Origin of the sequence: Alloalcanivorax dieselolei B5 (assembly GCF_000300005.1) — a bacterium.
Lineage (GTDB): Bacteria > Pseudomonadota > Gammaproteobacteria > Pseudomonadales > Alcanivoracaceae > Alloalcanivorax > Alloalcanivorax dieselolei.
Map to the genome: position 1 here is coordinate 476,552 of NC_018691.1, position 25,284 is coordinate 501,835.

Annotated in this window: 24 protein-coding genes; 13 read left to right on the top strand and 11 right to left on the bottom strand. The window is 62.4% G+C overall.

What is annotated here, in order from left to right; all coding sequences use genetic code 11:
• Positions 1–178 precede the first annotated feature (178 nt).
• Positions 179–682: an RNA pyrophosphohydrolase gene (locus B5T_RS02250; protein ID WP_014992829.1), complete on the top strand. Its 504-nt coding sequence runs from the start codon at positions 179–181 to the stop codon at positions 680–682.
• The gene (gene ptsP, locus B5T_RS02255; protein WP_014992830.1) at positions 675–2,951 is read left to right on the top strand and encodes a phosphoenolpyruvate--protein phosphotransferase; all 2,277 of its coding nucleotides are present in this window, start codon (positions 675–677) and stop codon (positions 2,949–2,951) included. The genes B5T_RS02250 and ptsP overlap by 8 nt, the downstream gene beginning before the upstream one ends.
• A 198-nt stretch (positions 2,952–3,149) precedes the next feature.
• Here ptsP and B5T_RS02260 read toward each other — a convergent pair whose 3' ends face one another.
• Entirely contained in the window at positions 3,150–3,905 is a 756-nt protein-coding gene (locus tag B5T_RS02260) for an NRDE family protein (RefSeq protein ID WP_014992831.1), read from the bottom strand.
• Between the two features lie 149 nt (positions 3,906–4,054).
• Between B5T_RS02260 and B5T_RS02265 the strand changes: the two genes are divergently transcribed.
• The 4 genes from B5T_RS02265 to B5T_RS02280 are packed head-to-tail and all read left to right on the top strand — an operon-like array spanning position 4,055 to position 7,014.
• Positions 4,055–4,852, top strand: coding sequence for a sulfite exporter TauE/SafE family protein (locus B5T_RS02265; RefSeq protein WP_014992832.1), 798 nt, complete (start codon positions 4,055–4,057; stop codon positions 4,850–4,852).
• A gap of 10 nt (positions 4,853–4,862) precedes the next feature.
• A complete protein-coding gene (gene lgt, locus B5T_RS02270; protein ID WP_014992833.1) occupies positions 4,863–5,660 on the top strand; it encodes a prolipoprotein diacylglyceryl transferase in 798 nt (265 codons plus the stop codon).
• Positions 5,657–6,490, top strand: coding sequence for a thymidylate synthase (locus B5T_RS02275; RefSeq protein ID WP_014992834.1), 834 nt, complete (start codon positions 5,657–5,659; stop codon positions 6,488–6,490). The genes lgt and B5T_RS02275 overlap by 4 nt, the downstream gene beginning before the upstream one ends.
• Entirely contained in the window at positions 6,487–7,014 is a 528-nt protein-coding gene (locus B5T_RS02280) for a dihydrofolate reductase (RefSeq protein ID WP_014992835.1), read from the top strand. Before B5T_RS02275 ends, B5T_RS02280 begins: the two co-directional genes overlap by 4 nt.
• Here B5T_RS02280 and B5T_RS22145 read toward each other — a convergent pair.
• Positions 6,984–7,376, bottom strand: coding sequence for a helix-turn-helix domain-containing protein (locus B5T_RS22145; protein ID WP_014992836.1), 393 nt, complete (start codon positions 7,374–7,376; stop codon positions 6,984–6,986). The two genes, B5T_RS02280 and B5T_RS22145, sit on opposite strands and share 31 nt — an antisense overlap.
• Positions 7,377–7,500: 124 nt before the next feature.
• Entirely contained in the window at positions 7,501–7,854 is a 354-nt protein-coding gene (locus B5T_RS22150; RefSeq protein WP_014992837.1) for a helix-turn-helix domain-containing protein, read from the bottom strand.
• Positions 7,855–8,244: 390 nt separating this feature from the next.
• Here B5T_RS22150 and B5T_RS02300 point away from each other — a divergent pair, with 390 nt between their 5' ends.
• Positions 8,245–9,522, top strand: a complete 1,278-nt coding sequence (locus B5T_RS02300; RefSeq protein ID WP_167321195.1) for a site-specific DNA-methyltransferase — start codon at positions 8,245–8,247, stop codon at positions 9,520–9,522.
• Positions 9,523–9,525: 3 nt separating this feature from the next.
• Here B5T_RS02300 and B5T_RS02305 read toward each other — a convergent pair whose 3' ends face one another.
• Positions 9,526–10,206, bottom strand: coding sequence for a hypothetical protein (locus B5T_RS02305; RefSeq protein WP_014992839.1), 681 nt, complete (start codon positions 10,204–10,206; stop codon positions 9,526–9,528).
• Positions 10,207–10,492: 286 nt separating this feature from the next.
• The gene (locus B5T_RS02310; RefSeq protein ID WP_014992840.1) at positions 10,493–11,011 is read right to left on the bottom strand and encodes a DUF6231 family protein; all 519 of its coding nucleotides are present in this window, start codon (positions 11,009–11,011) and stop codon (positions 10,493–10,495) included.
• A 136-nt stretch (positions 11,012–11,147) separates the two neighbouring features.
• Between B5T_RS02310 and hemP the strand changes: the two genes are divergently transcribed.
• Complete coding sequence (hemP, locus tag B5T_RS02315; protein WP_014992841.1) at positions 11,148–11,330, top strand: hemin uptake protein HemP; 183 nt, start codon at positions 11,148–11,150, stop codon at positions 11,328–11,330.
• 134 nt (positions 11,331–11,464) lie between these two features.
• On the top strand, positions 11,465–12,436 hold the full coding sequence (locus B5T_RS02320; protein ID WP_014992842.1) for a ChuX/HutX family heme-like substrate-binding protein: 972 nt from the start codon (positions 11,465–11,467) through the stop codon (positions 12,434–12,436).
• 166 nt (positions 12,437–12,602) lie between these two features.
• On the opposite strand, the gene B5T_RS02325 is transcribed toward B5T_RS02320, so the two are convergent.
• Positions 12,603–14,516, bottom strand: coding sequence for an ATP-binding cassette domain-containing protein (locus B5T_RS02325; protein ID WP_014992843.1), 1,914 nt, complete (start codon positions 14,514–14,516; stop codon positions 12,603–12,605).
• A gap of 77 nt (positions 14,517–14,593) precedes the next feature.
• Here B5T_RS02325 and B5T_RS02330 point away from each other — a divergent pair, with 77 nt between their 5' ends.
• Together B5T_RS02330 and B5T_RS02335 are read left to right on the top strand one after the other, a co-directional pair.
• A complete protein-coding gene (locus B5T_RS02330; protein WP_014992844.1) occupies positions 14,594–15,064 on the top strand; it encodes a TIGR02444 family protein in 471 nt (156 codons plus the stop codon).
• Positions 15,061–15,384 carry a YnfA family protein gene (locus B5T_RS02335; RefSeq protein ID WP_014992845.1) on the top strand — a complete coding sequence of 108 codons (324 nt, stop codon included), beginning with the start codon at positions 15,061–15,063 and terminating at the stop codon, positions 15,382–15,384. Before B5T_RS02330 ends, B5T_RS02335 begins: the two co-directional genes overlap by 4 nt.
• A gap of 168 nt (positions 15,385–15,552) precedes the next feature.
• On the opposite strand, the gene B5T_RS02340 is transcribed toward B5T_RS02335, so the two are convergent.
• The 5 genes from B5T_RS02340 to B5T_RS02360 all read right to left on the bottom strand — a co-directional run bounded on the left by B5T_RS02340 (position 15,553) and on the right by B5T_RS02360 (position 22,725).
• Entirely contained in the window at positions 15,553–17,340 is a 1,788-nt protein-coding gene (locus B5T_RS02340) for an acyclic terpene utilization AtuA family protein (protein WP_014992846.1), read from the bottom strand.
• Between the two features lie 16 nt (positions 17,341–17,356).
• Positions 17,357–18,505 carry an acyl-CoA dehydrogenase family protein gene (locus tag B5T_RS02345; protein WP_014992847.1) on the bottom strand — a complete coding sequence of 383 codons (1,149 nt, stop codon included), beginning with the start codon at positions 18,503–18,505 and terminating at the stop codon, positions 17,357–17,359.
• A gap of 40 nt (positions 18,506–18,545) precedes the next feature.
• A complete protein-coding gene (locus tag B5T_RS02350) occupies positions 18,546–20,111 on the bottom strand; it encodes an acyl-CoA synthetase (RefSeq protein ID WP_014992848.1) in 1,566 nt (521 codons plus the stop codon).
• Positions 20,112–20,361: 250 nt separating this feature from the next.
• A complete protein-coding gene (locus B5T_RS02355; protein WP_014992849.1) occupies positions 20,362–21,507 on the bottom strand; it encodes a C4-dicarboxylate TRAP transporter substrate-binding protein in 1,146 nt (381 codons plus the stop codon).
• 63 nt (positions 21,508–21,570) lie between these two features.
• Positions 21,571–22,725, bottom strand: a complete 1,155-nt coding sequence (locus B5T_RS02360; protein ID WP_014992850.1) for an acyl-CoA dehydrogenase family protein — start codon at positions 22,723–22,725, stop codon at positions 21,571–21,573.
• Positions 22,726–23,234: 509 nt separating this feature from the next.
• Between B5T_RS02360 and B5T_RS02365 the strand changes: the two genes are divergently transcribed.
• Together B5T_RS02365 and B5T_RS02370 are read left to right on the top strand one after the other, a co-directional pair.
• Complete coding sequence (locus tag B5T_RS02365; RefSeq protein WP_167321196.1) at positions 23,235–24,062, top strand: helix-turn-helix transcriptional regulator; 828 nt, start codon at positions 23,235–23,237, stop codon at positions 24,060–24,062.
• 331 nt (positions 24,063–24,393) lie between these two features.
• Entirely contained in the window at positions 24,394–25,284 is an 891-nt protein-coding gene (locus B5T_RS02370) for a hypothetical protein (protein WP_014992852.1), read from the top strand.

The window sequence follows — 25,284 nt, forward strand, 5'->3', positions numbered from 1 at the left end:
GCGCGTGGAGCATAACAAAGGCCGATCCGTTCGGCAGCCGATTGATCGAGCCTACCGGGACAAGGTTTAATGAGTGAGTATCGGAGCCGCCATGATGGCCATGGCGCGGCACGCCCTGTGTGTGCCCCTCCGGCCCCGGCGGGCCGGATGTCGCTGGCTCCCCCGGGTTTGGAAGACCATGACTGGCATTATTGATGAACAGGGGTACCGGCTGAATGTCGGTATCGTGATCGCGGGGCCTGATGGCCGGGTGTTCTGGGGTCGCCGCGTCGGCAATCGGGATGCCTGGCAGTTTCCCCAGGGTGGCATGATGCCCGGGGAGACGCCGGAGGAAACCCTGTTCCGGGAACTGGAAGAAGAGGTGGGGCTGCGCCAGGAGCATGTCAGCATTCTCGCCCACACCGAAGGCTGGCTGACCTACCGCCTGCCGCGCCGCTTCCTGCGGCCTCCACGCAACCGGCCCCGCTGTATCGGACAGCGGCAAAAATGGTTCCTGCTGCGGCTGAACGCGGAGGAAGGGGCCATCGACCTGACTCTGGGGCCGGAGCCGGAGTTTCAGGACTGGCGCTGGGTAAACTACTGGTACCCGATCCGCAAGGTGGTGCATTTCAAACGCGCGGTCTATGCGCGAGCCCTGAGAGAACTGGCCCCCGCCCTACCCAAGAGGAGCAAACATGCTTGATACCCTGCGCCGCATTGTGCAGGAAGTGAATAACGCGCCGGACATCCGCTCGGCCCTGGATCTTATGGCCCAGCGGGTGCGCGATGCCATGGGCACCGAGGTGTGCTCGATTTACTTGCGGGACAATGACCGGGAACGCTACGTGCTGATGGCCTCCGAGGGCCTCAAGCGCGAAGCGGTGGGCCGGGTCAGTCTGGGCCTGTCCGAGGGGCTGGTGGGTCAGGTGGGTCAGCGCGAGGAGCCGATCAACCTGGAAGATGCCTTCGCTCACCCCAAATTCCATTACCTGGCGGAGACCGGCGAGGATCCGTTCCACGCCTTCCTCGGCGTGCCGGTGATGCATCACGGCGAGGTGCTGGGCGTGCTGGTGGTACAGCAGCGCGACGCTCGCCGCTTTGATCAAAGCGAAGAGGCGTTCCTGGTCACCATCTCCGCCCAATTGTCGGCGGTAATCGCCCATGCCCATGCCTCGGGGATCCTGTTCGAGCAGTTGGAAACACGAAAACGCCAGGCCAGCATGTACGACGGCCAACCCGGTTCCTCCGGTGCCGCTATCGGCATCGCCAAATTGCTGTTCCCGGCGGCCGACCTGTCGGCGGTACCGGACCGGGAAGCGGAGGACATCAGCGCCGAGATCGCCCGCCTGGACGATGCCCTGGTGCGGGTGCGCAAGGAAATCCGTGACCTGGCCGAGCGTGCCAAGGCCAGCCTCGGGGTCGAGGAACAGGCCCTGTTCGATGTCTATTTGCGCATGCTCGACCGCCATGCCCTGCCGGCGGAAGTGGTGGCCAAGATTCGCGAAGGTCACTGGGCCCAGGGCGCCTTGCGCATCGTGGTGGACGCCCATGTGCACAATTTCGAGATGATGGACGACCCCTACCTGCGTGAGCGGGCGGCGGACGTCCGTGATCTGGGGCGCCGGGTGCTGGCGCAGCTGCAGAGCTATAACCGGCGGGAGCAGGAGTTTCCCGACCACTGCATTCTGCTCGGTGAGGACATTTCCGCGCCGATGCTGATGGAGCTGCCGCAGGAGCGTATTGCCGGCATCGTCACCACGCGCGGTTCGCGCAACTCGCATATGGCCATCGTGGCCCGGGCCATGAGCATTCCCACCGTGGTGGGGGTGGCCAACCTGCCACTGAAGAAACTGGACGGCAAGGAACTGATCGTCGACGGTTTTCGCGGCCGGGTGGTGGCCAACGCCACTCCGGAGCTGAAGCATCAGTTCGAGGAATTGATCGCCGAAGAGCAAAGCCTGCTGGAAGGATTGGAGAAGCTGCGCGATCTGCCGGCGGAAACCGAGGACGGGGTCAGTGTTCAGTTGCAGGTGAACACCGGTCTGATGACCGACATTAACCGCTCCCTGGAGCGCGGCGCCCAGGGCGTGGGGCTGTACCGCAGCGAAATTCCGTTCATGATCCGTGACCGCTTTCCCTCCGAGGAAGAGCAGCGTGTGTTGTACCGGGAGCAGTTGCAGGCGTTCGCGCCGCTACCGGTGACCATGCGCACACTGGACGTGGGCGGCGACAAGTCACTGAGCTATTTCCCCATTGAGGAGGACAATCCGTTCCTCGGCTGGCGTGGCATACGGGTGACCTTGGATCACCCGGAGATTTTCATCGTCCAGGTACGGGCCATGCTCAAGGCCGCCGCCGGCCTGAACAATCTGCGTATCATGCTGCCGATGATCACCAATGTGTTCGAGGCCGAGGAGGCCCAGCACCTGATTCATCGCGCCTGGCTGGAGGTGCGCGAAGAGAACGTGGACGTGGAAATGCCGCCGGTGGGCGTGATGATCGAAGTGCCGGCCACTATCTATCAGGCCCGGGCGCTGGCCCAACGGGTGGATTTCCTGTCCGTGGGCACCAACGATCTGACCCAGTATCTGCTGGCGGTGGACCGCAATAACCGCCAGGTGTCGGACCTGTACAACTCGTTCCATCCGTCGGTGCTGCATGCGCTGCTGCACGTGGTGGAGCAGGCCCACGCCGAGGGCAAACCGGTGTCGGTGTGCGGGGAAATGGCCGGCGATCCGGCGTCCGCTCTGCTGCTGATGGCGATGGGCTTCGACGCGCTGTCCATGAACGCCTCCAACCTGTTACGGGTCAAGGCGGCGGTGCGTCAGGTCAACATGGGCTTCCTGCGCCGTCTGCTCAATGAGGTGCTGGCCATGGACAACGGTGAAGTGATCACCGCCTACATGGATCTGCAACTGACCAAGGTCGGCCTGGGCGATCTGATTCGCCACCGTGCCCCCGCGGCGGCGTAGGGGCGAAGGTATCGCGAGTCTTGGACACATGAATCCGGAGGTCGCTACAAGGCCGCTGTAGGAGCTTGCCTGCAAGCGAATTGTACTTTCGCCCCGCAAAGAAATTCGCTTGCAGGCAAGCTCCTACAGCGGCTTCGTAGTCTGGTCAGTGGGACAGCAGTGGTCCAGAGGAGCACGATCGCCGTTACCCATTGCCTCTCAACTGTCCGTGGGCGCCCCGTCCGCCTCGCCATCCGCCCGCCAGCACTGCTCGCGCATCATCGGAGCCCCTTCCCGGGGTAGCAGCACCGCCGAACTGGCGCGGGTGCCGTACTGTTGCGACTGAATGAAGATCGGCGCCACCAGCCGTTCCAGCTCCCGCTCCACGCCGGTATCCGGCAGGTCTTCTTCCGGCGGCTGGTAAGGGTCCACCACCACGCCGAGCAGATCGCGGAGAGAGGGTGTGTTGGGTGGGGCGCCCTCCAGCGCCCGGGCCAGCCGCTGCTTGCCCCGTTCCACCTTGGGCCAGGGATCGTCCAGGACGCCGTTGGAAAGACCGTGCAGGCCCGGTTTCACCGGCTGCGCCGCTGGCCCCCGGTTACTCAGGTACCACAGGCTTTCACGGTCGCCCACCAGCAGATTGAAACCGGAGTAAAGATGCTCTTCCGCTTCCAGCGAAAGACAGAACAATTCCGGACTCTGATGGCTCTCCAGGAAGGCCTGTGGCAGCAACCCCCGGGACAGCTCGCCGACGGTGCGTTCGGCCACCGGCTCGCGGTAATTGGTGACCACCGCGAAACGGCCGTCGCGATGGATGCCCAGCCAGGTACCGCCGGCCCGCAAATCCAGGCCGCAGAACACATCGCCGCGCCAGCGGGCGGGCTCCGCCGGGCGCTGGTGGAATTCGTCACGATTGGCGGAAACCGCCAGAGGGTAGGCATCGCCGGGCTGCCAGCGGAACAAAACAATACACATGGGCGTCTCTTTCTGGATCGGAAACGGAATCGGGAAAACGGTCCGCTTAACTGCTAGCATACCGGCTCGGCGCGTACCTGGCGAAAGCGGTCGGTGGCGCGGTGCTTTATTTGTTTGCCTGATCTGTTTACCAGAGGAATGGGCCCGCCATGACCCTGTTTTTGATCTGTGCCCTGATCGGGGTTTTCGCCGGCCTGTTGGGCGGCGCTCTGGGGCTTGGTGGTGGTGTGGTGATCGTGCCGCCGCTGATTTACCTTTATCACGCCATGGGCATCGACCCGCAGGTGGTGGCCCAACTGGCGGTGGGGACCTCGCTGTGCACCATCATCGTCACCTCGATCAGTTCCGTGCAGGCGCACCACCGTGCCGGCTTCGTGCGCTGGCCAGTGGCGTTTCGGCTCGGTGTCGGTATCGTGGTGGGGGCGCTGATCGGCGCGGTTATCGCCGACCAGCTGTCCGGACCGATGCTGACCCGGTTGTTCGGCGTGTTCGCGGTGCTGGTGGCGTTGCAGATGCTGCTCAGCGGCCGCCGCAAGCAGCAGCAGGGCGAGGAACGGGTGCCCGGCGGTGCCGGCCTTGCCGGGGCCGGCGGTGTGATCGGTACTATCTCCAGCCTGTTTGGTATCGGTGGCGGTTCGTTGACCGTCCCGTTTCTGTCCTGGTGCCGGCTGCCGATGCAAAATGCGGTGGCGATCTCCGCCGCCTGTGGACTGCCCATCGCGCTGGCCGGCACGCTGGGCTTCATGGTCACCGGTTGGGGCAAGCCGGGATTGCCGGAATGGACGCTGGGTTATGTGTATTTTCCGGCGGCGCTGGCCATCGTCGTCACCAGTTTCCCGATGGCCCGGGTGGGCGCGCGGCTCAGTCACCGCCTGCCCTCCGCCACCCTGAAGCGTATTTTCGCCGTGGTGCTGATCGTGATCGGCACTGAACTGATGCTTGGTTAGGGAGCCTTTGATGACCTTCCCGCAAATCGATCCCGTGCTGGTCTCCCTGGGGCCGTTGCAGATTCACTGGTACGGGCTGATGTACATGATCGGCTTCGTCGGCGGCTGGTGGCTGGCGAAGACGCGAGCGCAGCGGCCCGACAGCGGCTGGACCCGGGAGCAGGTCAACGACCTGCTGTTCTACATGGCGCTGGGGGTGATCCTTGGTGGCCGCGTCGGTTATGTGCTGTTTTACGGCTTTGACCGCTTCCTGGATAACCCGCTGTGGCTGTTCCAGATCTGGACCGGCGGCATGAGCTTCCATGGCGGCGCCCTGGGCGTGTTGTTCGCGTTCTGGCTGTTCGCCCGTCGCACCGGCAAGCGCTATTTTCAGGTGGCGGACTTCGCCGTGCCGATGGTGCCCATTGGGCTGGGGGCCGGCCGGTTCGGTAATTTCATCAACGGTGAATTGTGGGGGCGCGCCTCGGACATGCCCTGGGCCATGGTCTTCCCCACCGACCCCATGGGCGTGTCGCGCCATCCTTCCCAGCTCTATGAGTTTTTCCTGGAAGGCGTGGTGCTGTTCCTGGTGCTGTGGATCTACTCCGCCAAACCACGGCCGGCGGGCTCGGTCACCGGCCTTTTTGGGATCGGCTATGGGCTTTCGCGGATCTTGGTGGAGTTTTTCCGCGAGCCGGATGCGCACATCGGTTACCTGGCCGGCGGCTGGCTGACCATGGGGATGCTGTTGAGCCTTCCCATGGTGCTGATCGGTGCCGCCATGGTGGTCTGGGCCTATCGACATGATCAACGGAGAGCGGCGGTATGAAGCAATATCTCGATCTGCTGCGCGAGGTGCGCGAGCAGGGCGTGCAGAAAGGGGATCGTACCGGCACCGGTACTTTGTCTCTGTTCGGTTACCAGATGCGCTTCGATCTGCGCGACGGTTTCCCGTTACTGACCACCAAGAAGGTGCATCTCAAGTCCATCATCCATGAGCTGCTGTGGTTCCTGGCCGGTGATACCAATATCGGCTATTTAAAGGACAACGGGGTGTCGATCTGGGATGAGTGGGCCACCGAAGAGGGTGACCTGGGGCCGGTGTACGGGGCGCAGTGGCGTTCCTGGGCGACGCCGGACGGCCGTGTCATCGACCAGATCAGTGAGGTGCTGGAAGAGATCCGCCGCAATCCGGACTCCCGGCGGCTGATAGTGAGCGCCTGGAATCCGGCGGTGTTGCCGGACCCGGCGAGGGCGCCGGATCAGAACGCGGCGCAAGGCCGGCAGGCGTTGCCGCCCTGCCATTGCCTGTTCCAGTTTTACGTGTCCGACGGCCGGCTCAGCTGCCAGCTTTATCAGCGCAGCGCAGACGTGTTCCTGGGCGTGCCCTTCAACATCGCCTCCTATGCGCTGCTGACCCTGATGATGGCCCAGGTCTGTGATCTGCAGCCGGGGGTGTTCGTGCACACCCTGGGCGATGCCCATCTCTACAGCAATCACCTGGAACAGGCGGAGACGCAACTGGCGCGGGAGCCCCGTGCTCTGCCCACCATGCAGCTCAATCCGCGGGTGCGGGATCTGTTCGCCTTCCGCTATGAGGATTTCACCCTGGAAGGCTATGATCCTCACCCCCTGATCAAGGCGCCGATCGCGGTATGAACGACAGCAACGAACAAGGCGTGCGAGTGGCGATGATCGTGGCCATGGCCCGTAATCGGGTGATCGGCCGCGACAACAAGCTGCCCTGGTATCTGCCCAACGATCTCAAGTACTTCAAGCGCACCACTTTGGGAAAACCGGTGGTGATGGGGCGGCTGACCTGGGAGTCCCTGGGGCGGCCGTTGCCGGGCCGCACCAACATCGTCATCAGCCGGGATCCGCACTACCAGGCCGAGGGCGCTAAAGTGGTGGCGGATCTGGATCAGGCTTTGGAACTGGCGGGGAACGTGGCGTTCATCGACGGTCAGGATGAAGTGATGATCCTGGGCGGCGCGCAGATCTATGCCCTGGCGCTGCCGCGGGCGGACCGGCTCTATATCACCGAAGTGCAGGCGGATGTGGATGGGGATGCCTGGTTCCCGCGGTGGGACCGGTCGCAGTGGGTGGAGCGGGGCCGGGAATCCTTCAAGGCGGAAGGCCCGAACCCGTACGATTACGATTTCGTGGTTTTCGACCGTTGCTGACGGCGGCGGGCGGCGGGCGTGCGTTTGGCCAGAACCCGGGCCATTTCCACCAGCGTGATGCGATCCGCCGGGCTCATGGTGCCGACCACCGACAGTAATTCCCGGGTATGTTTGTCGAAGGCGGCGGCGGGGTCGCTCAAGGCCGTGCCGCTGCGGCCTTGCAGCTCCTGAAAGAACTCCGCCAGCGTCATTTCCAGGGCATCACAAAGCCGCCCCAGCCGTTGTACCGTGACGTCCTGCCGATTGCGCTCGATGCGCGACAGATTACCCGCGTCGGTATCCGCCCGGAACGCCACGTCCTCGAGAGTTTCGTTGCGGCTTAGCCGCCGCCTTTTCAAGATGCCGCCGATGTCCGTGTCCATGGAATAAGTGTCCGGAAGCGCTCTTTTGCCTGCCATGACCTATTTGCAAGAATGCAAAAGAGCGAATTTGCATTTATGCAATAATAGAGCAGACGCTCTTGCCATTGCGCAAGGTAAATCGTGCTCAGGCCAGCCGGCCGCTTTTGGCGATGGTTTCGGTGACTTCCAGAATCAGGCGGCGCCGGGTCGGCGGGACGGTCTTGAGCGTCTTCAACAGCCAGCGGGTTTCCTTGTCGAAAGCCGCGGTGGGATCGCTGAGCCGACTGCCGCCGGCCCGCTTCTCCAGCTCCGCGAAGAACTCGGAAAGGCTTATTTCCAGGGCTTCGCACAATTTGATCAGGCGATTGACGGAAAGATCCTGACGGTTGCGCTCGATGCGGGACAAATTGCCCGGATCGGTGCCCGCGCGAAACGCCACCTCTTCCAGAGTTTCTTTGCGGCGCTCACGCCGTTCCTTGAGTAGTGCCCCGATATCCATGACGAAAGTTTCATAGGCTGCTGTCCGGGGCACAATGACATAATTGCAACATCGCAAAGAGCGACATTTGCAATTGAGCAAAGAGAGCTGCATCACATTTGTTGAATTGCAAGGCGATGACTTGCTGGTCGCTCTAATTTATTTCCATATTGCGTTTATGCAAACCAAAATGCTCTGCTTCGTGCTACGGTCACTCCACGGAGGGACCGTGGAAAAGTCGGTAATTAAAGAGCGAAGTGAGCACTGATGGATATGGATGGGGCTGCTGTTCTTGATTTTTACTATAGACCTTCCAACAAGAATGATTTTGCAAATTCGCAAACCGGATTTTCCCTCAACGACCCTCGTGACAATGGCGGTTTCGGCCTTTACTGGCCAGGCAAGGAGGCCATGCTTGCCGAGTTGGCCCGGGTGCCCGCTGGCCGCCTGGAACGCCTGGGGCGGCCGCCGCTGACCAGCGGGGCGGCCCCTCATCGCATCATCGAAGGCGACAACCTGGCGGTGCTGCATCATCTGCAGCCGGAACTGCGCGGCCAGGTGAAAATGATCTATATCGATCCGCCCTATAATACCGGCCGGGGCTTTTTGTATCCGGACAATTATCGCCATTCCGTGGCCGCTTATCTGGCCCTGGCCGGTGACACCGGCGAGAACGATGACAGTGGCCGCCTGCATGCGCGCTGGCTGAACATGATGTACCCGCGTCTGCTGCTGGCGCGGGAGTTGTTGCGCGATGACGGGGTACTGTTCGTCAGCATCGACGATCATGAAGTGCATACCCTGCGCATGATTCTCGACGAGATCTTCGGCCCGGACAATTTCGTCGCCACTTTTCCCTGGCAGTCGCGCACCTCACGGCAAAACGACACCGACCTGAGTGTGCAGCACGAATACGTCCTGGCCTATGCGCGGGTTCGGCGCCGCCAACAGCGGCGTCTGACCGCCAGTAATCAGGATGTCTGGGATCGCCTACCGGGGTTCGCGGTGCGCCCCGGCCCGCTGATCGATGAGCGTTACAGCAATCCGGATGACGACCCGCGCGGCCCCTGGAAGCTGGACCCCTTCGACGCGCCCAACCGCCGCCCGGGGCTGACCTACGCGATCACCAATCCGAACACTGGCGAGACATTCTGGCCGCCAGAGGGGCGTTGCTGGCGTACCGGCGAGGATCGGTTCAAGGAACTGAACGGGCAGGGGCGCATCCTGTTCGGACGGCGTGGACGCGGCCGGCCGCAACTGAAAGTGTTCCTGCGCGAGAAGGCGCCTTTTGGCGAGGTGCCGGTGACCTGGCTGGATGGGCACCGCTACGGCACCGCCCGCTCCGGCACCCAGGAGCTGCAGGCGCTGTTCGGTGGTCAGGCGCCGTTTTCCTATCCCAAGCCCACCCGTTTGATCCGCTTTCTGCTGGAGATTGCCACCGGGCCCAGGGACCTGGTGCTGGATTTCTTCGCCGGCAGCGGCACCACCGGGCAGGCGGTACTGGAATTGAACCGGGATCAGCGCAGCCGACGCCGCTTCGTCCTGGTGCAGGGCAGTGAACCCACCGGTGATGCGCGCTGGCCCACCATCGCCGAACTGACCCGCGAACGGGTGCGGCGGGTATTGGAGCGGGACGCTTTGGTGAACCAGGGATTCCGGGCCCTGCGCTGGGTGCCGCGGGGCCGCTGATGGTCAGGGCTGCTGGGTGCCGGGATCGTTCAGGAGCCAGAAGCGGAACACCACTACGTTGATCAGGGTGGTGATCAGGGAAGCCAGAACATTGATCACCAGGCCGACCCCGGCGCTTTCGCCAAGCAGGCCGGTGAACAGGGTATTGGCCAGGCCGATCAGACCAAACATCATCAGTCCGGTGAGGGCGATGGCACCCAGTAGCGGCCACTGGCACGGACCGCTGTACTGGAAGGCGCCGCGCAAGGCGGCGATCGGGGACTGCCGGTGCAGCACGACCCGGAACGGGGCGAAGCACAGGCGGGCATAGACCCACAGAGCCGGAAAGAACAGCAGCGTCCAGCCCAGGGTGACGCCGATACCGATCAGAAAGTAGGTCAGCAGCAAGGCCGGGTACAGCATCAACGCGGGCAGGGTGCAAGCGATCACACCTTGGGCGCGGCCCTGATGTATCGATGCCAGCTGCATGATCAACGCGCCCTCCGCCAGCGGCCGGATCAGCAGCATGACCAGGCCCACGCTCAGATTGATACCGGTCAGTTGATCCCCATCGAACATCAGAAACGGGCCCATCACCCACTGCGCGGCTTCACCGAGCAGGGCGAAAGGGGCACTGATCAGAAACAGGGCGGCCAGGTGGCGTCGCCAGAAATATAGGGCTTCCTTGAGGCGCTCGAAGATCATCGGTCTGCATGTCTGGAGGGTCGCGCGTCACCTTACTTGAGGCGCGAGGTCTTGGCTACCGGCCGGGAGTAAATCGCGCTCCGTCCTGTATCACAAGGGCCGCGTCAGCACGCTATTCGCGGCTAAAGCCCCCGAACTACAAAGCCGCTGTAGGAGCTTGCCCTGCAAGCGAATCTCTTGAGGCCGGGCCCCTTCGCTTGCAAGGGAAGCTCCTACAGCGGCTTCGTGGCCTGGTCTGTGGAAGGCTGCCTTGGCAGCGAATGGGGCACTGGCTCACCAGTCGCGATCACCACCAGTACTTGCCCCAGTTCTCCGGGTTGGCCCAGAAGCGCGGATTATTCCAGGCGCGTTTGAAATTGTATGAATCCAGGTCGTAGCTATAGAGCAGAAGCTCTCTTTGATCGTGAGCGAAATGACCTTCCTCCCGGCAACCCAGAGCAAGGAAGCCATTGCTGGACCAGCGCAGTTTTTCCGGTGCCAGGTACGGTTGGTAGACCGCCACCAGGGAATCGGTGTGCAGGTTGCGCAGCAGGCCGATCAAGGACTCACCGTCACGCTGGCTCATGTATTCCAACTGATCGGCGACGATCGCCATGTCCACCCGGTCGATGTGATCCAAAGCGTCGAAAGGGTTTTGTTCCTGGATGCGGATCAATTCGCAGTCATGATCGTCACACCAGTGTTCGGCGACCGGGACCGGGTTAAGGCTGACGGTGAGCAGGCGACGGGGCTGGTGGCTGTCGAGGATGGCAGCCAGTTTTTCTTGCGGCGTACGAATGGCGGAAGCAGCTATCGAAGTCATCATGATTTCGAGTGTAACCAGGATCGAACGGCATCGCGAGATGATCGAGGTCGGATTTCTTGTAAACAAAGGTTGACGGCGCTATTGAGGTGTGATGATAATCATTCTCAGTTAAAGGATGAGCGAACAGGAGCCCGCCATGTCGCAATGGAAAAAACCGGTGACCATCGCCACTCGCAGTGGCCGACGTATCGCCGTACAGGAAGACAGCGTCGCCAGCCGTGCCTTGCTCAACGCCGATGGCAAACTCTGGATCGAGCACGGCGGCGAGCGTTACCTGTTACGGCGCACCGCCAACGACCGCTTGATTCTGACCAAATAGCTTGATTCTGACTAACCAGAATGCCGGCCACGCCCGTGGCCCCAACAGTTCTCCCTGACTGTGGAAAGCCAGCCGCCGCCAGCTGCCCACACCCTAATTTCTTCGCGTACCTTGGAGGTAGGATCGTGACGGTAATGGCCATAGGCGGCACTGCCCAGTCGGCGACCCTGCGACATTGTCGCGCCGCCCTGGGTGATCGCGTACTGAGGCTCCAGGAAGAGCCCATGGCGATTCTCAAAGGACTCTATCGGCTCGGTTCCCTGGTGGTAACCACGTTCGCCAGCGGCGGCCGGGTCTCCCAATCCATACGCTATCCGGCCCTGACCGGCTCCAGCCCCGGGCTGGACTGCCGCGGTGACCAGTGCCGCATGCGCCAGGAACTGGACGTTCGCCAATGGCGCTCGGTGCTGGCGATACTGGCGCCGGTGGCGGATCTGCCGGCCCGCAGCCTGTTGTTTTTCGACGACTACGGTGAGCCGGTACAGCAAATGGCGGTGGCGCCGGAAAGCGGTGGCCTGGCCTTCGAGGAACTGGTCTGTGCCATGCTGCATCCGGATCAGCAACAACTGGGCTGCCCGCTCGCCGTCCGCGCGCCGCGCCGCCCGACGGGTTCGCTTATGGATTGGGAACGACGCTGGTCGCAAAGCGACGAGGACGCGTTCGAGGAACTACTGCGCCAGGTGGGGGATCGCCGGCAGGTGTTGTATCAGGCGGTACGGGACAAGTTCGCCTGCCCGGTACGCAGCGAAACGGTACCGTCACTATTGTCTCTGGCCGCCGAGCGCGCCACGCCGCTGACGGTATGTACCGGTAACCGAGGCGTCAGGTTGTGCCTGAGCGCGCCCTGGTCTTCGCCGCGCTGGCAGCAAGGGCAATGTCATCTGGCCCACAACGGCACCCTGATCAGTCTCGATATGGGGCGGGTGGCATCGGTGTGGCGTCTGCGCCGCCCGGGACCGGGCCGGGTGCTGACCGCGCTGGAAGCGCTCGACTCGGAGGGGCGTTGGTTGTGGACGCTGTCCTCCGGCGGGGACGAGGATGCCTGGCTGACCCTGCTCGGTGAAGCCCTGATACAGGAAGGCCGCCCCGGCGCTTTGTTCGCCTGAGGCGGCGCCCCCGAGGTCATTACGAAACCGCTGTAGGAGCTTGCCCTGCAAGCGAATGGGCTCTCCCGCAAAAAGATTCGCTTGCAGGGCAAGCTCCTACAGCGGCTTCGTGGTTCTTTCTGTATGAAGCTGTTGGCAGCGAGCGCCCGCTATTCACTATTCCTTGTTAACTGTTCACTGCGTTTTCCGCTTCTTCCAGGGCTTCCATCGCTTCCAGCAGCGCCATCTCCTGTTCTTCCTTGTCGTTGCGCAGTTGCCCCTGGCGGGCGAGCAGATCAGCCAGCTCCTGCTTGCGTGCACTGTCGGTATACAGGCCCTCGTCGCCCAGCAGCAGCTCCACCTCGGCCAGTTCCCGGCCGGCCGATTCCAGCCGGTGCTCGCATTTCTCCACCGTTTTCTTCAACGGTCGTAACTGTTCGCGGCGGCGGGCCGCGTCCTGACGCCGCTGTTTGGCGTCATCGCGTACCGGTGAGCGGGTGTCGTCCGCTTTCGCTTCGGCCTGCTCATCGCGGCGGGCCTGTTGCAGCCAGCGGGCGTAGTCATCCAGGTCGCCGTCAAAGGGGTGCACGCCGCCGTCCGCCACCAGCAGAAATTCGTCGACGGTGGTTTCCAACAGATGGCGGTCGTGGGAAACCAGTACCACGGCGCCGGCGAAGTCCTGCAGCGCCATGGTCAGCGCTTCGCGCATGTCCAGATCCAGGTGGTTGGCCGGTTCGTCGAGCAGCAGCAGCGATGGTTTTTGCTGCACGATCAGCGACAGCGCCAGGCGCGCCTTCTCGCCGCCGGAGAAACGGCCGATCGGGGCGAACACCTCGTCGCCATGAAAACCGAAGCCGCCCAACTCATTGCGAATCTGCTGTTCGCTCCATTGCGGATACTCGCGGTTGAGTAACTGGTAAGGCGTGTCCTTGGCGTCGAGCCGGTCCACCTGTTGTTGATGGAAATAACCGATTACCAGATCCGGGCCGTGCAGCAGATGGCCGCCGATGGCCGGCAGTTCTCCCACCAGGGTGCGGATCAGGGTGGACTTGCCGGCGCCATTCTGGCCGAGCAGGCCGAGCCGGGATTCCGGGCGCAGATTCAGGGTGACATTGGTGAGCACCGGCTGACCGTCGTAACCGCAGCCGACCCCTTCCAGGTCGATCATCGGGTCCGGCAGCCGCTTGGGCGTGTGGAACGAAAAACGGAACGCGGAATCCACATGGGCCGGGGCAATACGCTCCAGCTTCTCCAACGCCTTTACCCGGCTTTGCGCCTGCTTGGCTTTGGACGCCTTGGCCTTGAAGCGATCCACGAATTTCTGCAAATGAGCGATCTGGGTTTGCTGCTTCTCGTGCAGCTTTTGCTGTTGCGAGAGCTGCTCCGCCCGTTGCCGTTCGAAGTCCGAATAGGTGCCGGTATAGCGCTTGAGCCGTCCCTGGTCGATGTGCAGGATCTCGCCCACGGTGGCGTCGAGAAAAGCGCGGTCGTGGGAAATCACCATCAAGGCGCCGGGCTGCTGCACCAGCCATTGCTGCAACCAGAGAATGGCGTCCAGATCCAGGTGGTTGGTGGGCTCGTCGAGCAGCACCAGATCGGCGTTGGCGAGCAGCACTTGGGCCAGATTGAGACGCATGCGCCAGCCGCCGGAAAAGGCGCTGACCGGTTGTTGCTGTTGCGCTTCACTGAAGCCCAGACCGGCCAGCAGGGTGGCGGCACGCGCCGGTTGCTCCCAGGCACGCAGGGTGTCCAGGCGGGCATGGGCGTGGGCCATGGCATCGCTGTCGTCATTGTCCTGGGCGCGGGCCAGTTCTCGCTCGGCGGCGCGCAGCTCCTGGTGGCCGTCCAGAACATAGTCGATGGCCGGCTGGGGCAGGGCCGGGACTTCCTGGGCCATCATCGCCAGACGCCAGTCGGCGGGGCGGGATAGCTGCCCGGCGTCGGTGTCCAGCTCGCCGCTGATCAACTTGAACAGGGAGCTCTTGCCGCTGCCGTTCTTACCGACCAATCCGACTCTCTGGCCCTGATGCAGAGTGAAGTTGGCGTCTTCCAGCAGCAGGCTGGTGCCACGGCGCAGGTTGATGTGTTCCAGGGACAACATGGTATAAGGACTCATCAATAATGGGGTGGAAACCGGCGCAGTGTAGGGTATGGCCGCGCGCAACTGAAGGATTGCTGATGACCGAGGACACGCTTTGGACTTTCGCGCTGCGTTTGTGGCGACGAGCGGATGTGGAGCGCCAGTGCCTGCGCCTGCAGGATGAGTATCAGGTACCGGTGGCGGCGGTGCTGGCGGCACTGTGGCTGAGCCGCCGCCCCAGCCCGGCGGACGCGGCTCTGGGCCGGCGCTTGCTGGCGCGGGCGGAGATCATGGAAAAGGATTATCTGCGACCGCTGCGCGAGGTTCGTCGCCGGGCCGCCGCCGAGAGCTGGGCGCGGGAGCTGAAACGGCAGATCCAGGAGGCGGAACTGGAGGCGGAGCGTCTGCTATTGAATCAACTGGCGGATATGGCCCAGGGGGCGCCGCCCACGGATCAGCCGGTATCGGCGTTGTCCTGGTTGTTGATGGTGGCGCCGGAAGCCGGCGTTTGCCAGGGCTTGCAGGCCACCCTGGAAGCGTTGTGCGAGGCGGTCGAGGCGTCGCCGTGACACCGGTGCTGTATTTACTGGCGGCGTTGGCGGAAATCGCCGGGTGTTTCTCGTTCTGGGCCTGGTGGCGGCTGGACCGTTCGGTGCTCTGGCTGGTGCCGGGAATGCTCAGTCTGGCCGCGTTTGCCTGGTTGCTGAGTTTGGTGGATGCCGACTACGCCGGACGGGCCTACGCCGCCTATGGCGGTGTCTATATCGTGACGTCGTTGCTATGGCTGTGGGTGGTGGAGCAGCGCGCGCCGGATCGTTGGGATCTGCTCGGCGCGACGGTTTGCCTGCTCGGCGCGGGCATTATTCTGCTTGGCCCGCGGACCGCCTGAGGCGGGAAGCTTGACGCCTGAAAGCCCCGGGCCTCGCGGATACGAATTCAGAGGTCACTACAAGGCCGCTGTAGGAGCTTGCCTGCAAGCGAATGAGCGCTCTCCCAAAAAGATTCGCTTGCAAGGCAAGCTCCTACAGCGGCTTCATAGTCAGCTCTGTGCTGCCCGTCAGCTGTCGGATAGCAGCCCTTCGGGCACCGGGATTTCCATATCCAGCAGCACCTGGGCATAGGTCTTGGCCTGCGCGTCCAGGTGCAGGGAGGCGACGCCACCGCCGTCCAGAGCGTGGCGCAACAGAAAGTTCATGGCGTGACTGCCGGGCAGATCGAAGCGCTCCACCTTGCCCTTGAGGGTATGAGAGAAGCAGTCGGCGACCCGTTCCTCGGTGAGCGCGGCGCGCAGTGCCGGCAGATATTCCGGCCGCCGGGCGATGACACCGATATTGGCGTGGTCGCCTTTATCGCCGCTGCGTGCCACGGCCAGGCGGTACAGTGGTACCTTGACCGCGCTATCTTCCAGTGTCGGCGCCGGATCGGATTGGCTGGCCACTGGCCGGCCACCGCCGCGCTCCGCCGCCTGCGCCAGCGGTACCGGTTCCCCGTCCAAGGCCACTTGCACCGGCACCCGCTCCTTGTCGATCAGGAACGAGAATAGCCGCACGATCGGCGTGGGGCGCGGCCGCCCGGGGCTGAGGCCGGTGATGCCCGGCGCCATGGACAGGCCGGCGCCGACGAATTCCTTGGAGAACAGATCCACCCCTTCCCGGCGTGGATGGTGCACGCCCAGACGCAGTACCACTTCCCGCACTTGCCGGGCACTGTCGCTGGCGTGATCGCCGTAGCTGCTTTCCGCGCCAACCAGTTGCATCGCGGTTTTGCTGAAGTCGCCCAATTCCGACTGATCCAGCAGACGGCGGACTTTTTTCAGCACCGCTTCACCTTGCCGGCGGGCCTTGGTGGCCGCGTCGCGTCCGGCGATAACGAAGGTGCCGACACAACCGAAGCCGTCGGCGTAGGTGGCGCTGACCTTGTAGGTATCGGTGGGGGCATGGCCCCGGGCGCCCTCGATGCGGACCCGGTCCGGTCCCTCCTGTTCCAGGGTCACCTGGCGGAAATCGGCGATCACGTCCGGCAACATATAGGCGCCCGGATCGCCGATCTCATAGAGCATCTGTTCGCCGGCGGTGAACGGGGTGACGGTGCCGCCGGTATCGCGCGGTTTGGTCAGCACGAAAGCACCGTTGGCGGAGACCTCGGCGATGGGGAAGCCGGTGTCGTCCCAGCCGTCCACGGTATCCGGCCAGTCGCTGTAATTGCCACCGGTGGCCTGGGCGCCGCATTCGATCAGGTGTCCCACCAGGGCGCCGGCGGCGAGCCGGTCATACTCGTCCGGCCGCCAGCCGAATTCATGGATCAGCGGGCCCACCGCCAGGGCACTGTCCACGCAGCGCCCGGTGAGCACGATGTCGGCGCCGGCATCGAGGGCGGCGGCGATCGGGAAGGCGCCCAGATAAGCGTTCATGCTCATCAACTTGTCGGGCAACGGCGCGCGGGTGTCCAGTTCGGTAGGGTCAAGGGCACGTATCGGTTCGATTTGAGGGAGCAGGTTGTCGCCTTCCACGGTGCCGATGCGCAAAGGCAGGCCGGCGTCGGCCGCCACCTTCTCCAAAGCCTGGCGGCAGGCGGTCAGATTCACGCCGCCAGCGTTGGCGATCACCTTGATGCCCTGGCGGTGGATCTCCGGCAGCAAGGGCGCCATCACCCGTTCAATGAAATCGGTGGCGTAGCCCAGGGCGGGATCGCGAGCCTGGGCCTTGGCCAGAATCGACATGGTGATTTCCGCCAGATAGTCGAAGATCAGATAGTCCACCTGTCCCTGGCGAATCAACTGCACGGGGCCAATGGCGGTATCGCCCCAGTAGCCGGAAGCGCCGCCGATGCGGATCGTTTTGCTCATAGTCTTTCACTCATTACTACAGTCCCATTTGCCGCACGGCCAGGTCGCGCATGATTTCCTCGGCGCCGCCGCCGATGGCGTTGACGCGGACCTCCCGGTAGATTCTTTCCGATTTGCAGCCGCGCAGGTAACCGGCGCCGCCGAGGGTTTGTACCGCTTCGCGGGCGCAGTATTCCATGGTCTGGGTCGCCTGGTTCTTCAGCAGGCAGACGTCCGCCACCGGGTTCTGACCGTTCTGCACCCGCCAGGTCAGTTGTTCCAGATAGGCCTGAGTGGCGTTGATGCGCATACACATATCCGCCACTTTGTGGCGGATCACCTGATGTTCCATCAGGGTTTTGCCGAAGGTCCTGCGCTGTTGGCCGTACTCGATCATCTCCTCCAGACAGACCCGCGCGTAGGCGGTACAGGCAGCGGCCATGAACAGCCGCTCGCTATTGAAGTTCTGCATGATCAGCTTGGAACCCTGGTTCTCCTCGCCCAGCAGGTTTTCCACCGGCACCCGGCAATTATCGAAATACAGGGTGGCGGTGTCGGAACACCACCAGCCCATTTTTTTCTCCAGCTGAGTGCGGGTAAATCCGGGGGTGTCGCGCTCGATGGCGAGCAGGGAAATGCCCTTGTGGCCGGGCTCGCCAGTGCGCACCGCCACGGTATAAATGTCGGCGCGCATCCCCGAGGTAATGAAGGTCTTGCTGCCGTTGACGACATAATGATCGCCGTCGCGGCGGGCGGTGGTGGTCAGCGCCGCCACGTCCGAGCCGCCGCCCGGCTCGGTAATCGCCAGGGCACTGATCTTGTCGCCGCGAATCACCGCCGGGACCCATTTGTCTTTTAACGCCGGGAGGCCGGCGCGGATGATCGGCGGCAGACCGATGTGATGACTCATCAGGCTGGCATGCAGGCCGCCGACGCCGGCGCGGGCCAGTTCCTGGGCATTGATCAGCATGTAGAACAAATCCAGATCCAGACCGCCGTACTGCTCCGGATAACCGGCCGCGAACAGGCCGACCTCGGCGGCTTTGCGGTACAGCTCGCGGGGAAAGGTGCCTTCCTCATCCCATTGCGCCGCGTGGGGTTCCAGTTCCTTACCGACGAAGGCGCGCAGGGTGTCGCGATAAGCTTCATGCTCCTCGGTATAGAACGGACTGCTGACTGTGTTCATTACTTACTCCAGGCTTGGGACGGCGAGACGGCGTCGGGGATCAGGCGCCGGTGAACCGGTCGCGCAGGGTGCGTTTAAGTATTTTTCCGGTGGCGTTGCGGGGCAGTTCGTCCACCAGAGCCAGGTGTTTGGGAATCTTGAAACGGCCCAGTTTGCCGTCGCAAAAGTCACGCAGGGATTCCAGTGTCGGTGTCTGGCCGTCCCTGGGTACCACTATCGCCATGGGCACTTCGCCCCATTTATCGTCGGGCACGCCGATCACCGCCACTTCCAATATCTGCTCGTGTTTGTAGAGCACCTGCTCCACTTCGGTGGGATAGACGTTTTCGCCGCCGGAAATCAGCATGTCCTTCTTGCGGTCGACGATATAATAAAAACCTTCCTGGTCACGGCGGGCCAGGTCACCGGAGTGGAACCAGCCGTTGCGGCAGGCCTCCTCGGTGGCGTCCGGCCGTCCCCAGTAAGACAGGAACATGGTGGGCCCGCGCAGTATCAGCTCGCCGACTTCCCCGGGTGGAACATCCTGGTCATTCTCGTCGACGATGCGCATTTGCACGTATACCAGAGGTTTGCCAACCGAACCGTTTTTGCGCACCGCATCGCCACTGCTGAGGATGCAGGCACCGGCACAGGTTTCGGTCATACCGAAACCTTCCTGGAATGCCAGCCCTCGTTTCTGAAGGAACTCGATCACCGGAATAGGGCAAGGCGCGCCACCTGAGAGCAAGCTGCGCAGAGAGGACAGATTGTAATCATCGAAATGGGGCAGTTGAGTCAGGGCTTGCCACATGGCGGGCAGCAGAAACAGCTCGGTGATGCGCTCCTGTTGTACCGTGGCAAGAGTGCCCGATGGGTCGAACTGGGCATGCAGGACCACCTTGGCGCCGATGTTGAAGGCGGCCAGTGTGTGCACGGCGAGTCCGCCAATATGGAATAGGGGGGCAATAGTGAGGATGACACTGTCGCGGCTGATTGCCGCGTCACTGGCAACCATGTTGGCGGTCAGCCAGGTCGGGTTGCCGTGGCTGAGCAGAGCGCCCTTGGGTTTACCGGTGGTGCCCGAGGTGTACATCATCATCAATGGATCATTTTGATCCAGAAGCACCGAGGGCTCCGTGGTGGGCGCGGCGTCCATCAGGGCGTCATAGCGGTGATCCCCCGGTTCCGCCTCGCCGTCGGTGGCGATGCCGTGACGCAGGGCGGTGTTCTGACGAATCGAACGGAACAGATCCGCCAGGGCCGGCTGATAGAGCAACGCGGTGGCGCCGGCGTCGCCGAGGATGAAGCCGATTTCCCCGGCGCTGAGGCGGTAGTTCAATGGCAGGGCGATGGCGCCCAGCTTGGCGCAGGCAAAAAAGCTTTCGATGAAGTGGTTGCCGTTGAGCATCAGCAAGGCGACTCGGTCGCCCTTGCCGACGCCGAGATCGGTCAGGGCGTTGGCGAGGCGATTGATACGCTGGTTCAGCTCCGAATAGGTCAGGCGCAGATCGCCAAACACCAGCGCCATGCGTTGCGGATCCTGGGTGGCGTGATGGGTTATCCAGTCGCCGACCCCACCCAGATAGTGCACATCCTGGTGGGTTGAGAAGGAGGAGGGCTGGCTCACCTTGGTGTCTCCTGAACGAGTGTTGTTATCGGTATGGGGCGGCGCCCGGGAAGACGCCTTGTTGAAGGGAACGCTAGCAACGGCCACGGTGCCGGTCTTGTGTTAACTGGCTGGTCTTGGAGACATGAGTTCAACGGCCGCTACAAGGCCGCGGTAGGAGCTTGCCCTGCAAGCGAATCTCTTAAGGCCGGGCCCATTCGCTTGCAGGGCAAGCTCCTACCGCGGCTCCGTAGCTCTTTCGGGGGGAGAGTTACAGCCCATAGCGGTCGACGTCGACCTTGGATTGCACTTCTCGCCAGTACAGATCGGCGAGGGCCTCCACACCGTCGACGTCGGCGGTGAGTTCCAGCCATTTCTTCACCAGTGGCCGCATCACCTCGATCTTGCCGGCCGCGTCGCGGACCTGGTGTTTTTCTTCATAATATTGAACGATGTTCTTCGCATCCTGGCGAACAAAGTCGCGGGAGGCGGCGATCAGCGCCTCGCTGGCTTCATGCTGCTTGGCGCCCCGTTGCTCGGCGGCTTTCAGATCCCGCTCTCCATAGTCCCGGTAGAGCACAGCGGCATTGGCGGACATAACGGTACCGGCATGCAGGAGCGCTTCGCGTTGATCGGCGTCGAGATCCTGCCAGACTTTTTGGTTGATATTGGTGGGCCCGGAGCCACCGAACACGCCGCCGGGCACCGCCATGGTGATGTCGCTGACCGCGTCCATCAGCCCCAGGCCGCTCAGTTCCGCCGCCGATTGTATGGTGCAGTCCACCACGCCCTGATTCAGCGCCTCGAAAATCTCGTTGCCGGGCAGAGACACTGGAGAGGCCTCGAAATGCTTGGCCCAGCGTGCCCATTGCGCGCCGCCGGCACGCAGACGCTTGCCTTTCAGATCGGCAATGGTAGTGACCGGTGTGGTGCACAGAAGCCCGTATTGAGGGCTGGCGCCACCACCGGTAAAGACCTGGTTTTGCTGCTTCAACTCCGCCACGCAGTCGTCGCAGTGCAGCATGATGTACTCGCTCATGGCGCCGGCGTAGGCCAGACCTTCGTTTCCGGTGGGGGCATTCAGCGCCAGCAGCATGGACAGCTCCGCCGCCATGTTGATATTAGGGTATTCGGCCGGGAAGTAGGGTGTCAGCAGGTAGCCCACGTCGGCGATACCCTGCTTGAGCCCGCCGCTCATCTCGGCCAGATTGAGCAGGGAAAGCTCGTAGATTTTTACTTCCAGATCGCCATCGGAATAGTCCGCCACCGCCTTGGCATAGGCCTTGGCGGCATCCACGTTGGCGGAAGCGGAAGGGAAACCCACCGCGAATCGCAGAGATTCAGCCTGGGCCGTTGACGTCAGCGCGGTAACACCGACCAGCGCGGCGCCGGCCAGAAGCGTGGTGAATCGTTTCATCTTATTCTCCTTATCGGTTGGCCGCCCGATGACTTCGGCGCGGCCGTTATCGAGCAACCGGTCTTAGCGTTTGCCCGGCAGAGTACCCATGAATTTGGCGATGATGCCGAGCATGACTTCATCGGCGCCGCCGCCGATGGAAGTCAGGCGGGTATCCCGATACATGCGCGTGATCGGCGTTTCATTCATGAAACCCATGCCGCCGTAGTACTGCAGGCAGCTGTCGGCGACTTCGCGGCACAGCCGGCCGGTCTTCAGTTTCGCCATGGACGCGAGATAAGTAACGTCTTCGCCATTGATCATCTGTTCGACGGCGCGATACACCATGGAACGCAGCGCTTCGATTTCCGTTTGCAATTCCGCCAGACGGAAATGCACCACCTGATTGTCCAGCAGCGACTTGCCGAAGGCCTGGCGGTCGCGGGTGTAGGTGATGACGTCCTGTACCGCGATATCCATGTAGCGTAGATTGCAGGCCGCCCCCCACAATCGCTCTTCCTGGAACTGCTGCATCTGGTAAATGAAACCCATGCCTTCTTCGCCGATACGATAGCGCTGCGGCACACGCACATCCTCGAACCAGATTTCGGCGGTGTCGGAGGCCCGCATGCCGAGTTTGTCGAGCTTGCGGGCTATGGTGACGCCTTTGCTTTTCAGTGGCAGGACGATCAGGGACTTGTTCTTGTGCGCCGGGCCGTCACCGGTGTTGGCGAGCAGGCACATGAAGTCCGCCTGGGTGCCGTTGGTGATCCACATCTTGCCGCCGTTGATGACGTAGTCGTCGCCATCCTTGCGGGCATTCGTGCGGATGGACGCTACGTCGGAACCGGCTCCGGGTTCGGACACACCGATGCAGGCCACGTATTCGCCGGCGATTGCCGGTACCAGAAATTCTTCGCGCAGGGCATCGGAGCCCTGTTTGGCCAGGGCGGGAGTGGCCATGTCAGTTTGCACGCCCACCGCCATCGGAATGGAGCCGCCGTTTACCTCGCCCATGGCTTCGCAGAAGGCCAGGTTGTAGCTCCAGTCCAGCCCCATACCGCCGAATTGTTCCGGCTTGGCGATGCCAAGAAAGCCTTTTTCCCCCATTTTCTTGAACAACTCATGGGCGGGGAAAATGCCTTCCTTTTCCCATTCATCCACGTAGGGATTGATCTGCGTGGCGACAAACTTTTTCACCGATTCCGACAGCGCCCGGTGCTCGTTAGTGAACAGCATTTTCAGGTTCTCCTGTTGTTTGGATCCGCGGCGCGGCTGTTTATTATGTGACAACGCCCATGAGGGCGATCGACATGATGGTATGGCTATAAAAAACACGGGAATCAAGCGTAAAAAAAGCGAAAAACAAAAAAAGAGAAATAAAAGGAGGATTAGCCAGTTGGCACAAGCCCATGACTTGGGCGATGACTATGCTGGAGGTTTGCAGCGTGCCGGTAAGCCCCGGGTATGCGGGTCTGGAACCCAGGCAGGTGCGGTGCGGAAGTGTGCGGTCGTGAGGTAATGCCACCTTTCAAACCTGAGATCCGGTGGTCGTTGCATTTGGCCGATCGTTTGGTTTAAGTTCGAACACGCCTTCATGGCTCGGGATTTGTATTTTTTGCCGATGGTTTTTGATCTTTTTCGCCAATCGGCTATGTGGGAATAAGGGTGGACCCTTTTTCTTATATTCCTCGCAGGCCTGTGTGGATACGGGCCCTGCGGTGACGTTGTCACCGGAGGAGGCAATGATGACAACAAAGACAAGTGCCCGTCGGCGTCGTGGACGGGTCATGCTGCTTGGGCCTGAGCGGGTCTGTTATCTGGGCCTGCTGGGGCGTCCCCGTTTGCGCAGTTTTGGTTCCTTGACCGTCTATTGCGGCCCGGACCAGCCATTCCGTTTCAGCATTGACGGCCGCAACTGGCAGGAAACCGCGGTGGCGGTGGTACCCCCCTACCTGCCGCACTGGGTGGAAACCGGTGAACGATTGCTCGGCTCGGTGATGGTGGAGCCGGAAACCGTGAACATGGGCAAGCTGCCGCCGATGTTGCGCAGCGATCATGACGGCGACCGCGATGAGTTGCTGCAGACCCTGAGACGTGGCTTTGCCCGTATCCAGGCCCTGGCGGAAGAGGGGGCTGATCCTCGCGTGGAAGTGGACCCGCTGTTTCTCGGACAGACGTTGCCGCGCCGCGAACTGGACCCCCGCGTGGCACGGGTGCTGGCGTATCTGAGAGACGATCCCTCCCGCCATTGTCCGGCGGAGGAGGCGGCGCTGCTTAGCGGCCTGTCGTTTTCCCGTTTCCTTCATCTGTTCAAGGACGATCTGGGTATTACCTTCCGCAAGTTCCGCGCCTGGAAGCGTGCCCGCAGCCTGCTTTACCACGTTAATCGCCGCGACACCCTTACCGACATCGCGCTGGACGTGGGCTATCCGGATTCCACCCACTTCAGCCATTCCATTCGGCAGTTCTACGGCCTGACGCCCAAGGACATTCTGGTCGGGTCGCGCAAACTGGCGATCCTGTTGCAGAGCCGGGTTGGCGCGCCGGACGCCCTGGTCAACGCCGGCCTGTGATCTCCTGGAAGCCTTTGGTGACCCTCCATCACGGACAGCGGATCCGCGTTACGCCTTTACGGGAACGCCGTGAATACGTCCCTGTAGGCTTCCGGTCGAACATCCCTGTTCGACAGGATCCCATAAAGTCGTAACGCGGCTCCGCTTCGAGGTAATCGACGAACTCGCATCCCCGATGGAGGCCCCCATTCCCGTTATTCCGCGATGAACCGTAAAAAAGCCGTTCACAAAAGTTCACCTTAATGTCCGACAAAGCGCCCCACCAGCGTGCCAGGCTGTTTAAAATACGTCCCTTGTCTGATGCGAGCGGATTACCGGCGGAGTGCAAAGAGTGAATACCCGAGGACGAAGCGTCATTGCCTTGTTGGCGCTGTTGCTGACGGCGGTGTCGGTGGCGCAGCCGCGGATACTGGTGCGGGAATGGGATACCCGGGAACGGCTTTATCGGGGTGAACAGGGGGATCTGCCGCTGATGTTGATGCTGAGAGTGCATGAATTCTCGCCCGGCCACCGCGATATCTATTCCCTCAATGGTGCTTACCGTCGTGGGGATTCGCGCACCTGGGTGCCCGTGGTGGGGCTGCACGACACCGATGGCTGGGTGCTTTATCGCTTTGACAACCCGGCGCCGGGGCGGGAGCTGCTGGACTTCGCCTACGAAGGCAGCCGTTTTTGGGACAGCATCGCCTATTACCGTGGGTTGACCGGCTGGAGCGAACGGTTCGAGGTGAATCACGACGGCGCGGGGATCTGGCGCGATGAGGAGGACACCGCCCCCTTGCGCCTGTACAACCCGGATTTGTCAGTATATCGCCAGTACTCTTTTCTGCATCTGGCGGACGGCGACCGGCAGAAGGAGCTGGACCTGACCGCGTTCGACATGCCAACGGCCGGTAACGAGGTGCTGGACTGGCGTGAGGAGGAGCACGGTCTGGTGGTATTGCTGAGCTACCGTCACCCGTCCCGCCCCTATGCGCTGGGCATGTGTGGCGCCGGTGACGAGAGCGGCCTGGTGCGCTTGCGGTTGGACACGCAGTGGCGATTGTTGGACTGGCGCACGCTGACGCTGGACAGCTGTTTGAGTAATCAAATCTCCGAGCGGACCACCACCAGTGACGGCGACTATCGCTACCGGGTGCAGGACAGTGACGGCCACTGGCGCACCTGGCTGCTGGATCAGGAAACCCTGGATTGGCAGCCGGTGGACGATGACGACGCTTGA

What these genes read in the sequence shown, in the direction of transcription:
- B5T_RS02250 (WP_014992829.1), top strand. Translation starts at nt 179, where the DNA reads ATGACTGGCATTATTGATGAACAGGGGTACCGGCTGAATGTCGGTATC.
- ptsP (WP_014992830.1), top strand. Translation starts at nt 675, where the DNA reads ATGCTTGATACCCTGCGCCGCATTGTGCAGGAAGTGAATAACGCGCCG.
- B5T_RS02260 (WP_014992831.1), bottom strand. Translation starts at nt 3,905, where the DNA reads ATGTGTATTGTTTTGTTCCGCTGGCAGCCCGGCGATGCCTACCCTCTG.
- B5T_RS02265 (WP_014992832.1), top strand. Translation starts at nt 4,055, where the DNA reads ATGACCCTGTTTTTGATCTGTGCCCTGATCGGGGTTTTCGCCGGCCTG.
- lgt (WP_014992833.1), top strand. Translation starts at nt 4,863, where the DNA reads ATGACCTTCCCGCAAATCGATCCCGTGCTGGTCTCCCTGGGGCCGTTG.
- B5T_RS02275 (WP_014992834.1), top strand. Translation starts at nt 5,657, where the DNA reads ATGAAGCAATATCTCGATCTGCTGCGCGAGGTGCGCGAGCAGGGCGTG.
- B5T_RS02280 (WP_014992835.1), top strand. Translation starts at nt 6,487, where the DNA reads ATGAACGACAGCAACGAACAAGGCGTGCGAGTGGCGATGATCGTGGCC.
- B5T_RS22145 (WP_014992836.1), bottom strand. Translation starts at nt 7,376, where the DNA reads ATGGACACGGACATCGGCGGCATCTTGAAAAGGCGGCGGCTAAGCCGC.
- B5T_RS22150 (WP_014992837.1), bottom strand. Translation starts at nt 7,854, where the DNA reads ATGGATATCGGGGCACTACTCAAGGAACGGCGTGAGCGCCGCAAAGAA.
- B5T_RS02300 (WP_167321195.1), top strand. Translation starts at nt 8,245, where the DNA reads ATGCTTGCCGAGTTGGCCCGGGTGCCCGCTGGCCGCCTGGAACGCCTG.
- B5T_RS02305 (WP_014992839.1), bottom strand. Translation starts at nt 10,206, where the DNA reads ATGATCTTCGAGCGCCTCAAGGAAGCCCTATATTTCTGGCGACGCCAC.
- B5T_RS02310 (WP_014992840.1), bottom strand. Translation starts at nt 11,011, where the DNA reads ATGATGACTTCGATAGCTGCTTCCGCCATTCGTACGCCGCAAGAAAAA.
- hemP (WP_014992841.1), top strand. Translation starts at nt 11,148, where the DNA reads ATGTCGCAATGGAAAAAACCGGTGACCATCGCCACTCGCAGTGGCCGA.
- B5T_RS02320 (WP_014992842.1), top strand. Translation starts at nt 11,465, where the DNA reads ATGGCCATAGGCGGCACTGCCCAGTCGGCGACCCTGCGACATTGTCGC.
- B5T_RS02325 (WP_014992843.1), bottom strand. Translation starts at nt 14,516, where the DNA reads ATGTTGTCCCTGGAACACATCAACCTGCGCCGTGGCACCAGCCTGCTG.
- B5T_RS02330 (WP_014992844.1), top strand. Translation starts at nt 14,594, where the DNA reads ATGACCGAGGACACGCTTTGGACTTTCGCGCTGCGTTTGTGGCGACGA.
- B5T_RS02340 (WP_014992846.1), bottom strand. Translation starts at nt 17,340, where the DNA reads ATGAGCAAAACGATCCGCATCGGCGGCGCTTCCGGCTACTGGGGCGAT.
- B5T_RS02345 (WP_014992847.1), bottom strand. Translation starts at nt 18,505, where the DNA reads ATGAACACAGTCAGCAGTCCGTTCTATACCGAGGAGCATGAAGCTTAT.
- B5T_RS02355 (WP_014992849.1), bottom strand. Translation starts at nt 21,507, where the DNA reads ATGAAACGATTCACCACGCTTCTGGCCGGCGCCGCGCTGGTCGGTGTT.
- B5T_RS02360 (WP_014992850.1), bottom strand. Translation starts at nt 22,725, where the DNA reads ATGCTGTTCACTAACGAGCACCGGGCGCTGTCGGAATCGGTGAAAAAG.
- B5T_RS02365 (WP_167321196.1), top strand. Translation starts at nt 23,235, where the DNA reads ATGACAACAAAGACAAGTGCCCGTCGGCGTCGTGGACGGGTCATGCTG.